This is a genomic window from Knoellia sinensis KCTC 19936, from assembly GCF_000768705.1.
GTDB lineage: Bacteria > Actinomycetota > Actinomycetes > Actinomycetales > Dermatophilaceae > Knoellia > Knoellia sinensis.
The window spans coordinates 1-13,109 of record NZ_AVPJ01000005.1 but is presented as its reverse complement, the minus strand read 5'-3'; the positions used below and the strand labels follow the sequence as shown (position 1 = coordinate 13,109).

The following is a 13,109-nucleotide window of genomic DNA, read 5'->3' as shown; positions in this document are numbered from 1 at the left end:
GCGTCCGGGGATGTGGTCGCCCCAGCGACCGATCTTGCGGACGCTGACGTGTGCCGGACGTCGGGCGTCCGGGGATGTGGTCGCCCCCGCGACCAAACTTGCGGACACAAGCAGGGCGCGTATGCCGGGTGCTCAGCTCTCGAGGACCTCCGCTGCCTCGAGCCACTCGAGTTCGAGACCCTCGCGCTCGTCGACGATGCCGCGCAACTCGGTGTTGAGTTCGAGCACCTTCGCGTGGTCGCTCACGTGCTCGGTCATCGCGGCGTGGATCTTCTCCTCGCGCTGCGCCAGCTTGGACAGCTGCTTCTCGACGCGGGCCATGACCTTGCGGGCCTCGCGCTGCTCCGCCGGCGTCGCCGTCGGCGCACTCGCCGGACTCCCTTGCGTCAGCGCGGACGGCTCCTCTTGCGACCCTTCTCGCTGACGTTGCGAGGAAGGCTGCGAGGCGGAAGGTGCAGCGGCGGACGAAGGTGCGCTCACGGCATACGAGGGGGTGATCGTGGCGCGGAGGCGGAGGTACTCTTCGACACCGCCGGGCAGCTGCCGCACCCGACCGTCACCGAGAAGTGCGACCTGCTCGTCGGCGATGCGCTCCAACAGATAGCGGTCGTGCGAGACAACGAGCAGCGTGCCTGCCCAGCCGTCGAGGACGTCCTCGAGCGAGGTCAGCGTCTCGATGTCGAGGTCGTTCGTTGGCTCGTCGAGGAGGAGCACGTTGGGCTCGTCCATGAGGATGCGCAGCACCTGGAGCCGGCGGCGCTCACCACCGGAGAGGTCGCGGACGCGGGTCTGCTGGCGAGGACCGGGGAAACCGAGCCGCTTCGCGAGCGTCGACGCCGTGACCTCCTTGCCGGCGAGGACGGTGACCTTGCGGACCTCCTCGACGGCCTCGATGACCCGCTTGTCGGCGAGACGATCGAGTTCGCGGACCTCCTGGGTGAGGTGACCGATGCGGACGGTGACGCCCTGCTTGCGCTTGCCCGACGCCAACGGCACCTCCCCTGCCAGCGCCCGCAACAACGTGGACTTGCCCGAGCCGTTCACGCCGACGATGCCGATCCGAGCGCCCGGCGCGAGGTGCCACGTGATGCGGTCGAGCAGCACTCGGTCGCCGACCGCCACCGAGGCATCCAAGAGATCTATGACGTCCTTGCCCAGCCGCGTCGTCGCGAACGCCATGAGTTCGACGTCGTTGCGCAGCGGCGGCACGTCCTCGATGAGGGCGTTGGCGGCGTCGATCCGGAACTTCGGCTTCGACGTCCGCGCAGGTGCCCCGCGACGCAGCCAGGCGAGTTCCTTGCGGAGCAGATTGTTGCGACGCTCTGCCGTGACCCGAGCCATCCGCTCGCGCTCCGCCTTCGCCAACACATAGGCCGCGTAGCCACCGTCGAACCCGTTGACCTGCCCGTCGACGACCTCCCACGTTCGGGTGGCGACGGCGTCGAGGAACCAGCGGTCGTGGGTGATGGCGACGAGCGCGTTGTCGGGCCGCGAGCGGTGCCGCACGAGGTGTTCGGCGAGCCACGCGACACCTTCGACGTCGAGGTGGTTCGTCGGCTCGTCGAGGAGCAGGACGTCGGGGTCGTCGACGAGCAACTGGGCCAGGCCGAGTCGACGGCGCTCACCACCGGACTTGCCGTCCACCGTCGAGTCGAGCCCACCGACAGCGGGGGCGTCGATACCGCCGAGGAGGCCCGTCAGGACGTCGCGGATTCGGGCGTCACCCGCCCAGACATGCTCGGCCCGGTCGCCGAGGACGACCTCGCGAACCGTGGCCGACGGATCGAGGGTGTCGTCCTGGGTCAGGACGCCGACCGTCGCACCCCCGAGTCGGGCGACTCGTCCGCTGTCCACGGTGCGGTCCCCGGCGAGGACCCGCAGGAGTGTGGTCTTGCCACCACCGTTGCGACCGACGATGCCGATGCGGTCGCCCCCGGCGACGCCGAGGGACACGCCGTCGAGCACCTGAGCGGTGCCGAGCGCGAGGGCAGCGCGCTCGACCGAGATGAGGACGGCCACTAGTCGACCCGGGCGGGGATGACGTGCGCGCCGTGCACGGGGCCGACGGCCTTGCGGACCTCGCGTGCCGCACCGGTGGCGGTGAGGGCCACGGTGAGGTCGATCGCCGCCTCCACGTCCTCGACGAGGAAGGCCACCGTGGGACCGGAACCGGACACGACGCCACCCAGCGCGCCGAACTCCATGCCGCTCTCGAGGAGACTGCCGAGCTCGGGGCGCAGGCTGATCGCGGCGTCCTGGAGGTCGTTGGAGAGCTGTGGGGCGAGAACGTGCGGGTCGCCCGTGCGCAGGGCGCTCATGAGCTCGGAGTTGGGCCTGGGCTCGGGCACGACAGCCTTGCCCCGCAGCCGGTCGCACTCGGCATAGACGTCGGGCGTGGACAGGCCGATGTCGCTGATCGCGAAGACCCAGTGATAGCTCCCACGCGCCAGGACCGGCGCGAGCCGTTCGCCCCGACCACTCCCCATCGCCGTGCCACCGCGAATGAGGAACGGGACATCGGAACCCAGCTCGGCGGCATACTCCTCGAGCTCTTCGGTCGTCAGACCGAGCGACCACAACCGGTCGCAGGCCACAAGAGCCGCGGCGGCGTCGGCCGAACCACCGGCCATGCCGCCCGCGACGGGGATCGACTTGTTGATGGTCACGTGGACCGGCGTGTCGATGGCTGTCTCGTCGGCGAGGAGCCGGGCGGCGCGCACCGCCAGATTGTTCGAGTCGGTCGGCACGACGTCGGCATAGGGCCCCACGACACTGCACGCCCACTCGTCGTTGACCGCGACCGTGACGTCGTCGTGCAGGTTCACCGCCTGATAGACGGTCGACAACGTGTGGAAGCCGTCGTCCCGCAGGGGCCCCACGAGAAGTTCGAGGTTGACCTTGGCGGGCACGCGCACCGTGACGGGCGCCGGGTCCGAGTGAGCCGAGGTCATGGCGCCACCCTAGTCATGGCTTGCTCTGGCTCCACATTCACGCTCTGCGCGAAACCTGGTGGCGCTTGCCGCTCGGCCGGGGTGGACTGTCGGCATGCGACTTCTCGTGCTCGGTGGGACGGCCATGCTCGGACGCGCGATTGTCGAGGAGGCGGTGTCGCAGGGCCACGACGTGACGTGTCTGGCGCGCGGCGTCACCGGTGACGTCCCCGACGGCGTCACCTGGGTCCGCGGCGACCGCGACCTCGACGGTGGACTTGACGGCGTCACCGGCGCAGGCGAACGGTGGGACGCCGTCATCGACGTCTCACGCCAACCGGGTCAGGTGCGCCGAGCCGTCGCCGCTCTCGAACCGCTGACGGCGCACTTCGTCTTCGTGTCGACAGGCAACGTGTATGCCGTCCACTCCGGTCTCGCGACCGACGAGTCGGTTCCGCTCTTGTCACCGTTGGACGGTGACGTCATGGAGGACATGACGACCTATGGCGAGGCCAAGGTCGCGTGCGAGGCTGCGGTGCTCTCGGGGTTCGGGAAGGAGCGGTCCCTCATCGCTCGCGCGGGGCTCATCGGGGGCCCCGGCGACGCGACCGGGCGCTCGGGGTGGTGGCCATGGCGGTTCGCGCATCCCGTGGGCGCCGATGGTGCGGTGCTGACCCCGGACGACCCCGCCTTGCCCATGTCGATCATCGACGTCCGTGACCTCGCCGCGTGGCTCGTGCGTTGCGCCGGGGCCGGGACCTCTGGGGTCTTCGATGCCGTCGGCGAGCCAAGCACCCTGGGGACGCTGTTGAACGCGGCGCGCGACGTCGCCGGGCATGAGGGCCCTGTCGTCCCGGCCGCGACGGACTGGCTCAGCGAGCACGGCGTCCAGGAATGGATGGGCGAGGACAGCCTGCCGCTGTGGATCTCGGACCCGCAGTGGCGCGGCTTCGGCGGACACACTGGAGCTGCGGCGCGGGCGGCCGGACTCACCCACCGACCGGTGGCGGACACGCTCCGGGACGCGACGGCATACGAAGAAGTTCGAGAGGCGACCAACCCGAGACGGTGCGGTCTCTCGGACGACACCGAGCGGAGACTGCTCGGTCTCCTCGGCCACCGAGGCGACTGCGGTTAGCCGCCCACGGCGGCCCTGAGCGAGGGGATCGACTGCCGCTCCTTGATCGGGGATGCCGGATCGTGCCTGATCCGAAGCGCGCTGTCGCCGTCCACGACGAAGATTCCATCGACCCCGGCTCCACTGATCCACCACTGACCGGTCGAGACTCCGCGTTCGAACTCGAACGGGTTGAGGTAGAGCACGTACTCCCTCTGGGGAGAAACATCCTTGTTGTCAGCCGGACTCCCCTCCATTCGTACCGCCAGCGTTGCAGGCGGGTCACCCTTCCAACGTTCAGTGACGGCGAACTCCTGAACCATGAATGGGGAATTGAAAACCGTCTCGACTCGGGGCTCCCCCTGTGGTCGCGCGATCACCACCACAGCGCTCCCTGCACTCAGGGCCTCGATGTCCTTGGGAGCAGATACGCGACTTCCAGTCGCGGTGTCGTCAGCCGGCGGACGCACGAACCACGTGAGCATAAAAGCCGTCACCGCCACAACCCCGGCAATCAGGATGAGTCTCTTCACTTGATCCTCCGATCGCGGCTAGTACAGGAAATTGATCCCGTTGACGTCATCCGTCTGCGGAGTGCTCTTGCTGCAACGGCCGTATCGATCCGAGGTTTCGGGGGCCATGATGGGAATAACACTGCAGGCTGCCCCCTCGCCGGAATGGGCCAAGCCCAAAGAATGTCCGACCTCATGCACCCACACGGACTTCTTCTTGGTCGACGAATATCCGTCCGTGTAGTAGGTGTTCAACCAGGCGATCGTTCCCTGATCCCAGTGACCAGAAGCGCCGCAGTACCAAGGCCCTCCATCGTTCATCCGCATATAGCCGTCGTGCTCCGTGGACCCCCAGTTCCCACTGGCCAAGGTGACGTTTGCACCCGATGACGCCTGGGTTAATGAGATTGGCGTTGAGGTCGAAGTCCACGCCCACGCAGTCGCTTGAGCCTCATCTAGGTAAGTTTGGCTCTTGAGAGCCGGCTTCCATTTGAGTGTCGGTGTGACGTAATGGCAGCCGTCAAAGAGTTCATACGCGAACGCCACTTGGGACCCGCCCACCCCGACGATTGTTCCAGCGACGACGGCGACCGGCACCTTGCATCGACCAGACATGCCTGAGTCAAGCACATCCTCCACTCGCGTGAGGACCTGATGGCGCGACGAATCAGGCGAGCACCGTCGAGTCGGTGCCGGTGGTTCGCGAACCACTCTGCCGTTCGCAAACGTGGTTGACGGAAGTTGTCAACCTGTCTTGGACAGATTGATTCCGGTTGATCAGCTTCGTGAGTTGCAGGACGGTTAGCGACCCTGTTTGTGCCTGCCGATCACTGACTTCGGCGGTGAGCGCTGGCGATCGCGGCGAACTGGTGCACGTCCAGCTGCTCGCCGCGGGTGCGTGGATCGAGGCCCGCCGCGACGAGCGCGGCCTCGGCAGCCTGGGGCGAACCGGCCCACGACGCGAGAGCCGCCCGGAGCGTCTTGCGGCGCTGCGCGAAGGCGGCGTCGATGCAGGCGAAGACGTCTTCACGTGAGGTGGTCGCCTGTGGCGGCTCTCGGCGTACGAACTTGACGAGCCCCGAGTCGACGTTGGGCACCGGCCAAAAGACCGAGCGGCTGACGTTGCCCGCGAGGGAGACATCGGCGTACCAGGCGGCCTTGACGCTCGGGACGCCATAGACCTTCGACCCCGGCTTCGCGGCGAGGCGCTCGGCGACCTCGAGCTGCACCATGACGAGGATTCGCTCGATGGTCGGGAAGCGCTCGAGAAAGTTCAGGACGACGGGAACGGAGACGTTGTAGGGCAGGTTGGCGACGAGTGCCGTTGGCGGGTCACCGGGGAGGTCCTCGACGCGCAGCGCGTCGGCGTGGACGACGGTGAGGCGGTCCGCGACGTCGGGCGCGACGGTCTCGACGGTCTCCGGGAGGGCTCCTGCCAGGACGGGGTCGACCTCGACGACGGTGACGTGCTTGGCCACGGGGAGCAGCGCGAGGGTGAGCGAGCCGAGGCCCGGCCCGACCTCGACGACCACGTCACCCTCACCCACTCCAGCGACGCGGACGATGCGCTCGACCGTGTTGCCGTCGATGACGAAGTTCTGACCCCACGTCTTCGTCGGTCGGATGCCGAAACGGGCGGCGAGTTCGCGGATCTGCGCGGCACCGAGGAGCCCAGACGTCGACATGGCCGCTACCCTACGACCCGCGGACGGGCGCCCGAGGCTCGCAGGGTGGCTGTCGCGGTGTCGTGTCGTCAGCGAGCCACTCTTCGGGGGAAGACGTAGGCCGTGAGTGCCGCGGCCACCGCGATGATGCCGACGCACCAGAGGACGGCGACGACGGCGTCGCTGCCCGGCGACTGCCCCATGAGCAGTGCGCGCGAGGACTCGATCACCGGCGTGATCGGTTGGTGCTCGGCGAACCCGCGCAGCCACCCGGGCATCGTCTCGACCGGCACGAACGCACTCGACGCATAGGGCAGGAACAGCAGGCCGAACCCATAGCCGGTGGCCGCCTCGGGTGAGCGCGCGACGAGTCCCAGCATCGCGAAGACTGACGTGATGGCGAGGATGTAGAGGCCGAGGAGGGCGAAGACCCCCAACCAGCCGAGGACGCCGGCCGACGGGCGGTATCCGATGACGACGGCGGCGAGGAGCACCACCACTGTCGCGAGGAGGTTGCGGCCCAGGCTGGCGACCGTGTGCCCCACGAGCACGGTGGCGCTCGGGACGGGCATCGTGCGCAGTCGGTTGATCGTGCCGGTCGTCATGTCCCGGCTGACGCCGACGGCGGTCGAGCCCGCGCCGAAGCCGGCGGCAGTCAGGACGATGCCGGGGACGACGTAGTCGAGGTACGCCCCCGACGGCGAGATCGCCCCACCGAAGACGTAGACGAAGATCAGCATGAGCATGAGCGGCAGGATCACCGCCATGAGGAGTGACTCGACGTCGCGAATGCTGTGCCGGGTCGCGCGGCCGACGAAGACGCGCGACGCGTGAGGACGCCGGTTCCTGGTGCAGCAGTCATCGGGAGGCCCCCGTTCCGTTGAACTCGCGGCTCAACTCGCGGGCGGGCGTGGCATCGCGGTCATCGCCGGCGCCCTGCTCGTCGTCGCGCTCGGGCGTCGCCGCATGACCGGTGAGCTTGAGGAAGGCGTCGTCGAGGGTGGGGCGGTGCAGCTCGACACGGAGGCGAGGATCGGTGGCTGCGACCTCGGCGCTAGCCCGGGCCAGCGCCCCGGCCGAACCGTCCGTGGGCAGTTCGCGGACGACGTCGCCCGACTCGTTGCTCACCCTCAACACCTCCGCGCCGACGAGGCTCTTGAGATGGGCCGCGCTGCCCTGGGCGACGATCCGGCCATGGTCGAGGACTGCGATCTGCTCGGCGAGCTCGTCGGCCTCCTCGAGGTACTGCGTCGTGAGGAACACCGTCGTGCCCTCGCGCGCGAGTTCGCGGATCTGGTCCCAGAGGACTCGGCGACTGCGGGTGTCGAGACCGGTCGTGGGCTCGTCGAGGAAGAGGACTTCGGGAGGCCAGATGAGGCTGACGGCCAGGTCGAGCCGACGTTTCATGCCACCGGAATACGTGCTCACCGGGCGGCCGCCAGCCTCCTCGAGGTCGAACCGGGCGAGGAGTTCCTGCGCCCTCGCCCGAGCGGCTCGCGCAGACAGCCCCAGGAGTCGGCCCATCATCACGAGGTTCTCGTGGCTCGTGAGGACCTCGTCGACGGCAGCGAACTGGCCGGTCACGCTGATCCGCGGACGGATCGCGTGCGCCTCCGTCGCCGGGTCGAGTCCGAGGACGCGCACGGTGCCACTGTCGTGGCGGATGAGGGTCGTGAGGATGTTGACGATGGTGGTCTTGCCGGCCCCGTTGGGGCCAAGGAGCGCGTGGACGCCCGCCGGAAGGCGAAGGTCGAGCTCGCGCAGGACGTGCGCGTCGCCGTAGCGCTTGCCCACTGCTTCGAGCTCGATCACAGGTGACTTTGTGTACGTCATATACTGAGTGTGGCATACACAGAGTGCGTTGTACACAGTTGGTGAGCGGACGGCATACAGTGCTCGCATGGGTGAGGTGACCGAGAGCGGACTGCCACGCGCAGTCGCGATCGCGTGGGGCACCCACGCGCAGCCGCAGAGCGGACCACGGCGGGGCATGAGCCACGAGAAGATCGTCGCCAAGGCGATCGAGATCGCCGACGAGCAGGGGCTGAGCGGGGTCACGATGCAGCGACTCGCCGAGTCGCTCGGCTTCACGACGATGTCGCTCTATCGCTACGTCGCCAACAAGGACGAGCTCTTCATGCTCATGGTCGGATCGGAGACGATCCTCCCCGAGGCGCCGGCCGGGCACGACGACTGGAAGGCGGGCCTGCGCGAATGGGCGGGTTCGTTGCGCGAAATGTATGCCGCCCACCCCTGGCTTCTCGACATCCGGCGGGGCCCCACCTCGGTCCTCATGCCGGCGTCCGTGGCCCTGGTCGACCAAGGGCTGCAGGTTCTCGCACCCCTCGAGCTCGACGACCGGGATCGCATCTCGATCATCCTCATCGTCAGCTCCTACGTGTCATCCTTCGCAGCTCTCGAACGAGACCTCGCCGGGCAGGAGGACCTCGAGTTCGGACCCCAGGCGATGGCGGAGCTGGGATCGGTCATCACCCCCGAGCGGCTACCGTTCGCAGCCCCGCTCATCCTCTCGGGCGGCTACGTCGGTGGCCCCCCGGGGGAGGACCACGAGGCGGGCGTGGGCTACGAGTACGAGCTCGGCCTCGACCTCCTCATCGAGGGCCTGTCCGCGCGCAAGCGGACGTGACAGCACGAGGCCGTGCTCCCCACCGGAGTGGGAGGCACGGCCTCGAGGGTGTGCGCCGTCAGGGCGACGCGATGGGTCAGGCTCAGGCGGCGTGACGGCAGCCCCAGGGCTGCAGACCGCGCTTGGCGTAGACGCGGTTCGCGACGGTGATCTGCTCCGCACGCGTGGCCAGGTCAGCCCGCGGCGCGAAGTCGTCGCCGTTTTCGCTCAGCCAGGTCTGGATGTCGAACTGCAGACCGCCGTAGTAGCCGTTGCCGGTGTTGATGTTCCAGCGACCGGTGGACTCGCACTGGGCGATGCGGTCCCACATCGCGGCGTTGGCGAGGTTGATGCCGGCGCCGGAGGTGTTGCCCGCCGACGGGCGGCTGCTCGACGACGAAGACGACGACGTGGACGGCTTCGGCGCGGCCGGCTTGGGCTTCGTGCCGACGGCCACGACCTGCGCGACCGGCTGGGCCGTCACCTTGCTGGTGACCGGGCGGACGGTGATGAGCTTGCCGTCGATGGTCGTGCGACGCACGGTGACGGTGCGCGAGCCCTTCTTGCCCTCGGTGATGACCTTGCGCGTGCCCTCGAGGAGGTTCGCGTCCTTCTTGGTCACCGTGGAGAACGGGATCGACTGGGTCGACGTCGAGAGGCCGCTGCCGACGCGCTGGACGGCGACCGCAAGGCCGGCCTTGAGCGGCGTGGTGGGGGCAGGGGTGATCTTGTCGTCAGCGTCGTGCTTGACGCCGAGCTCACGAAGCGCGTCCGCAACGGTGGCCGCGGTCGTGTCGTGGGAGAGCTTCTTCTTGTCCACCGAGACAGTGATCGTCTTGGGGGTGGTCAGCGCGAGGGACAGACCCTGGCGGCCGATCGACTGCGAGCGCGAGGCGGACAGCTTGGCATTGCTGCCTGCGCGGATGTTGAGGTCGCGGAGCGCGGCGTCGACGGTCGTGGCCGTCGTCCAGTGCTCCTTCTTGACACCGTCGACCGTCACCGTGAGCTTGCGCCCGTAGCGGACCGTGATGGTGTCGCCGTCGTTGATCTCGCTGCCAACGGAGGGGGTGACCTCGTCGTGCTGGCCGAGCTTGATGCCCTTCTTGGCGAGGGCGTCACCGACGGTCGAGCCGAAGACGTGCAGCGAGGTGGACTTGCCGTCCTCCGTCACGGCGACTGCCTTGTCGAGGTGGGCCACACCGAAGGATCCGGCGGCCACGGTGACTGCGGCAGCACCTTGGGCTGCAAGGCGCAGGGGACGTGAAATCAAGAGTGCTCCGATGATCGAACTCTCCGGACACCGGGGCGGGCGACAGTCCTTCAGGGGTGGACCGCGGGGCTCCACAGGGGAGGAGTCCCGGCAACAGGAGAGCGAGGTGCGCACGGTGTGAATACCGGCGTCCTCGCCCCTGTCTTCGCCCGGAGCCCAGCTCCGGCCAACCCATCCACCATGACGTCAATCCCTGCAAAGGTCAAATTTTGATAACGGTGACCTGGCCCACGGGTGTCACCAGGGGCCGTAGACGCGCTCCGAGTTCTCCGACAGCGCCTCGCACAGCGTGGGCACCGCGACCCCGAGGGTGGCGGCCATGGCCCGGACCGTCAGTGGCACGAGGTGAGGCGCGTTGACGGCGCCCCGGTGGGGGTGCGGCGTGAGGTAGGGCGCGTCGGTCTCGACGAGCAGCCGGTCGAGCGGCGTGACCGAGAGTGCGTCCCGGAGACCATGGGCGTTCTTGAACGTCACCGTCCCCGCGAACGACAGGTAGTAGCCCCGCTCCGCACACTCCTGTGCCATGGTGAGATCGCCCGAAAAGCAGTGCAGCACAGTCGAATTCGGCGCACCCTCCTCTTCGAGGATGCGCATGACGTCGGCGTGGGCGTCACGATCATGGATCTGCAACGCCTTGTCGAGCCGCTTGGCCAGGTCGATGTGCCAGCGGAAGCTTTCGTGCTGGACGTCGCGCCCCTCGGGACCCGTGCGGAAGTAGTCGAGACCCGTCTCCCCCACGACCCTCACCCTGGGGTGCTGCGCGAGTTCCTCGATTTCTTCGTATGCCGCGTCGAGACTCCCGCTCGCCGCCAACCCGGGCACCTCGTTCGGGTGGAGAGCAACGCCACCCAGCATCGCGGCATACGTGTCGATCATCTCAACGGTCTGGCGCGCTGCCGGGAGGTCACAACCGATCTGGACCACCCGGTCGACGCCCACCGCCTTGGCGCGGGCCAGCAGGTCCGCGACGTCGACGGCCACGCCTTCACGCTCGATGTCGAGGTGAGTGTGGTTGTCGACGACAGCTATCGGCAGCGCGTCCGGCAGGTCGGGGACGACCATGCGGCTCGTGGTGCTGGAGTTGGAGTGCGTCACGACTGCTCGAGCCGCTCGAGCTCCTCCTCCACGACCGCCTCGTCGAGCTTGACGAAGACTCCCGTGGGCTTGGCGATGGGTGCACCGACCGTGACGGGGCGGGACTCCCAGCGGGGCGTCGCACTGTATTCACCGGTGATGATCGGGTAGGTCCGGTCCCTGTCGCCCGCGTCGAGCCCGTTGACCTCCTCGATGTGCGGCATCGGGATGAACTCGCCCTCGCCGCCGATGAACGCGTGCACCCGGTTGGCCGCGTGCGGGAGGAACGGCGCGAGGATCGTGTTGAGGTCGCTGACGCACTGGATGAGGGTGTGCAGCACGGTCGCGAGGCGCTCGCGCTGGTCGTCGCCCTTGAGCTTGAACGGCTCGGTGTCGGTGACGTACTTGTTGACGTCGCCGACCGCCCGCATCGCCTCGTTGATGGCCGCCTTGATGCGCTGGTTGGCGAGGAGGTCACCGACGGTGTCGAAGGCCTTGAGCGTCGCAGCGCGGACGGCCTCGTCGACCGGCTCGAGGGTGCCCGGCTTCGGGATCTCGCCGAAGTTCTTGGCGATCATGGCGCCGGTGCGGTTGACGAGGTTGCCCCAGCCCGCGACGAGCTCGGAGTTGTTGCGCTGCACGAACTCGGCCCAGGTGAAGTTGCTGTCCTGGTTCTCGGGACCGGCGGCGCAGATGAAGTAGCGGATCGGGTCGGGGCCGTAGCGCTCGAGGACGTCGCGGATGTAGATCACGTGACCGCGGCTCGAGCTGAACTGCTTGCCCTCCATCGTGAGGTACTCACTGCTCACGACCTCGGTCGGCAGGTTGAGGACCCCGAACGGACCGGGCTCTCCCCCGCGAGTCCCACGGCCGGCATACGCAAGAAGTTCTGCCGGCCAGATCTGCGAGTGGAAGGTGATGTTGTCCTTGCCCATGAAGTAGTACGAGTCCTGAGCGTCGGGGACCGCGCCCTGGACCCACCACTCGCGCCAGCGCTCGGGCTCGCCGATGCGGCGGGCCCACTCGATCGACGCCGAGAGATAGCCGATGACCGCGTCGAACCAGACGTAGAGGCGCTTGGCCGGCTGGTCCTCCCAGCCCTCGAGCGGCACCGGGATGCCCCAGTCGATGTCGCGGGTCATGGCCCTCGGGCGGATGTCGTCGAGGATGTTGAGGCTGAACTTGATGACGTTGGGCCGCCACGTGCCGCTCGCCTCGCGGCCCTCGAGCCATTCACGCAGCGAGTCGGCGAGCGCCGGCAGGTCCAGGAAGAAGTGCTGGGTCTCGATGAACTCGGGCGTCTCGCCGTTGATCTTGGACTTCGGGTCGATGAGGTCGGTCGGCTCGAGCTGGTTGCCGCAGTTGTCGCACTGGTCGCCGCGCGCCTCGGCGTAACCGCAGATGGGGCACGTGCCCTCGATGTAGCGGTCGGGCAGGGTGCGGCCGGTGCTCGGGCTGATGGCGCCCCGGGTCGTCTGCTCGATCATGTAGCCGTTGGCGTGGACCTGGCGGAACAGCTCCTGCGCGACGGAGTAGTGGTTGGCGGTCGTCGTGCGGGTGTAGAGGTCGTAGGAGCAGCCGAGGCCGGCGAGCTCGTGCGCGATCGTCGAGTGGTGCTTGTCGACGAGTTCCTGCGGGGTGACGCCGTCCTTGTCGGCGAGGACGAGGATGGGCGTGCCGTGCTCGTCGCTGCCGCTCACCATGAGGACGTCGTGCCCGGCCATCCGCATGTAGCGGCTGAAGACGTCGGAGGGCACACCGAACCCGGCCACGTGGCCGAGGTGGCGCGGACCGTTGGCGTAGGGCCAGGCGACAGCGCTGAGGATTTTCGTCACTGGTGAATCCTAGGTGCCGCGCGCAACCGCGTTTGCCGTCCGCTCAGCTGTGTCCCGAACTCACCGAATTCCGGCTCTCCT

At 68.2% G+C, this 13,109-nt stretch carries 11 protein-coding genes and 1 pseudogene; 2 read left to right on the top strand and 10 right to left on the bottom strand.

From position 1 onward, the window contains the following. Nucleotides 1-132 precede the first annotated feature (132 nt). Nucleotides 133-2,019, bottom strand: coding sequence for an ABC-F family ATP-binding cassette domain-containing protein (locus N802_RS08030; protein ID WP_035914574.1), 1,887 nt, complete (start codon nt 2,017-2,019; stop codon nt 133-135). Beyond that, nucleotides 2,019-2,951 (bottom strand): 4-(cytidine 5'-diphospho)-2-C-methyl-D-erythritol kinase, encoded by a 933-nt coding sequence (locus tag N802_RS08025; protein ID WP_035914573.1) that lies wholly within the window; start codon nt 2,949-2,951, stop codon nt 2,019-2,021. The genes N802_RS08030 and N802_RS08025 overlap by 1 nt, the downstream gene beginning before the upstream one ends. Nucleotides 2,952-3,045: 94 nt before the next feature. Between N802_RS08025 and N802_RS08020 the strand changes: the two genes are divergently transcribed. Further along, complete coding sequence (locus N802_RS08020; protein ID WP_035914571.1) at nt 3,046-4,068, top strand: NAD-dependent epimerase/dehydratase family protein; 1,023 nt, start codon at nt 3,046-3,048, stop codon at nt 4,066-4,068. Here N802_RS08020 and N802_RS08015 read toward each other — a convergent pair. The 5 genes and pseudogenes from N802_RS08015 to N802_RS08000 all read right to left on the bottom strand — a co-directional run bounded on the left by N802_RS08015 (nt 4,065) and on the right by N802_RS08000 (nt 8,056). Continuing rightward, on the bottom strand, nt 4,065-4,580 hold the full coding sequence (locus N802_RS08015; RefSeq protein WP_156971326.1) for a hypothetical protein: 516 nt from the start codon (nt 4,578-4,580) through the stop codon (nt 4,065-4,067). The two genes, N802_RS08020 and N802_RS08015, sit on opposite strands and share 4 nt — an antisense overlap. A gap of 18 nt (nt 4,581-4,598) precedes the next feature. Then, entirely contained in the window at nt 4,599-5,174 is a 576-nt protein-coding gene (locus tag N802_RS21045) for a matrixin family metalloprotease (protein ID WP_156971343.1), read from the bottom strand. A 212-nt stretch (nt 5,175-5,386) separates the two neighbouring features. Continuing rightward, on the bottom strand, nt 5,387-6,244 hold the full coding sequence (gene rsmA / locus N802_RS08010) for a 16S rRNA (adenine(1518)-N(6)/adenine(1519)-N(6))-dimethyltransferase RsmA (RefSeq protein ID WP_035914566.1): 858 nt from the start codon (nt 6,242-6,244) through the stop codon (nt 5,387-5,389). Nucleotides 6,245-6,312: 68 nt separating this feature from the next. After that, nucleotides 6,313-7,026, bottom strand: a pseudogene (locus N802_RS08005) (ABC transporter permease); the annotation flags it as partial. Between the two features lie 55 nt (nt 7,027-7,081). Beyond that, complete coding sequence (locus N802_RS08000) at nt 7,082-8,056, bottom strand: ATP-binding cassette domain-containing protein (protein WP_052109626.1); 975 nt, start codon at nt 8,054-8,056, stop codon at nt 7,082-7,084. A gap of 67 nt (nt 8,057-8,123) precedes the next feature. Between N802_RS08000 and N802_RS07995 the strand changes: the two genes are divergently transcribed. Beyond that, nucleotides 8,124-8,870, top strand: a complete 747-nt coding sequence (locus N802_RS07995) for a TetR/AcrR family transcriptional regulator (RefSeq protein ID WP_052109623.1) — start codon at nt 8,124-8,126, stop codon at nt 8,868-8,870. A gap of 82 nt (nt 8,871-8,952) precedes the next feature. Here N802_RS07995 and N802_RS21010 read toward each other — a convergent pair whose 3' ends face one another. The 3 genes from N802_RS21010 to metG form a co-directional block, all read right to left on the bottom strand. Beyond that, the gene (locus N802_RS21010; protein WP_035914563.1) at nt 8,953-10,119 is read right to left on the bottom strand and encodes a resuscitation-promoting factor; all 1,167 of its coding nucleotides are present in this window, start codon (nt 10,117-10,119) and stop codon (nt 8,953-8,955) included. A 237-nt stretch (nt 10,120-10,356) separates the two neighbouring features. Further along, nucleotides 10,357-11,181 carry a TatD family hydrolase gene (locus N802_RS07985; protein WP_035915009.1) on the bottom strand — a complete coding sequence of 275 codons (825 nt, stop codon included), beginning with the start codon at nt 11,179-11,181 and terminating at the stop codon, nt 10,357-10,359. Nucleotides 11,182-11,210: 29 nt separating this feature from the next. Continuing rightward, nucleotides 11,211-13,028, bottom strand: coding sequence for a methionine--tRNA ligase (metG, locus tag N802_RS07980; protein ID WP_035914561.1), 1,818 nt, complete (start codon nt 13,026-13,028; stop codon nt 11,211-11,213). Between the last annotated feature and the right edge of the window lie 81 nt (nt 13,029-13,109).

Coding starts and splice junctions, on each gene's coding strand:
- N802_RS08025 (WP_035914573.1), bottom strand. CDS start 2,951: ATGACCTCGGCTCACTCGGACCCGGCGCCCGTCACGGTGCGCGTGCCC.
- N802_RS08020 (WP_035914571.1), top strand. CDS start 3,046: ATGCGACTTCTCGTGCTCGGTGGGACGGCCATGCTCGGACGCGCGATT.
- N802_RS21045 (WP_156971343.1), bottom strand. CDS start 5,174: ATGTCTGGTCGATGCAAGGTGCCGGTCGCCGTCGTCGCTGGAACAATC.
- rsmA (WP_035914566.1), bottom strand. CDS start 6,244: ATGTCGACGTCTGGGCTCCTCGGTGCCGCGCAGATCCGCGAACTCGCC.
- N802_RS08000 (WP_052109626.1), bottom strand. CDS start 8,056: ATGACGTACACAAAGTCACCTGTGATCGAGCTCGAAGCAGTGGGCAAG.
- N802_RS07995 (WP_052109623.1), top strand. CDS start 8,124: ATGGGTGAGGTGACCGAGAGCGGACTGCCACGCGCAGTCGCGATCGCG.
- N802_RS07985 (WP_035915009.1), bottom strand. CDS start 11,181: ATGGTCGTCCCCGACCTGCCGGACGCGCTGCCGATAGCTGTCGTCGAC.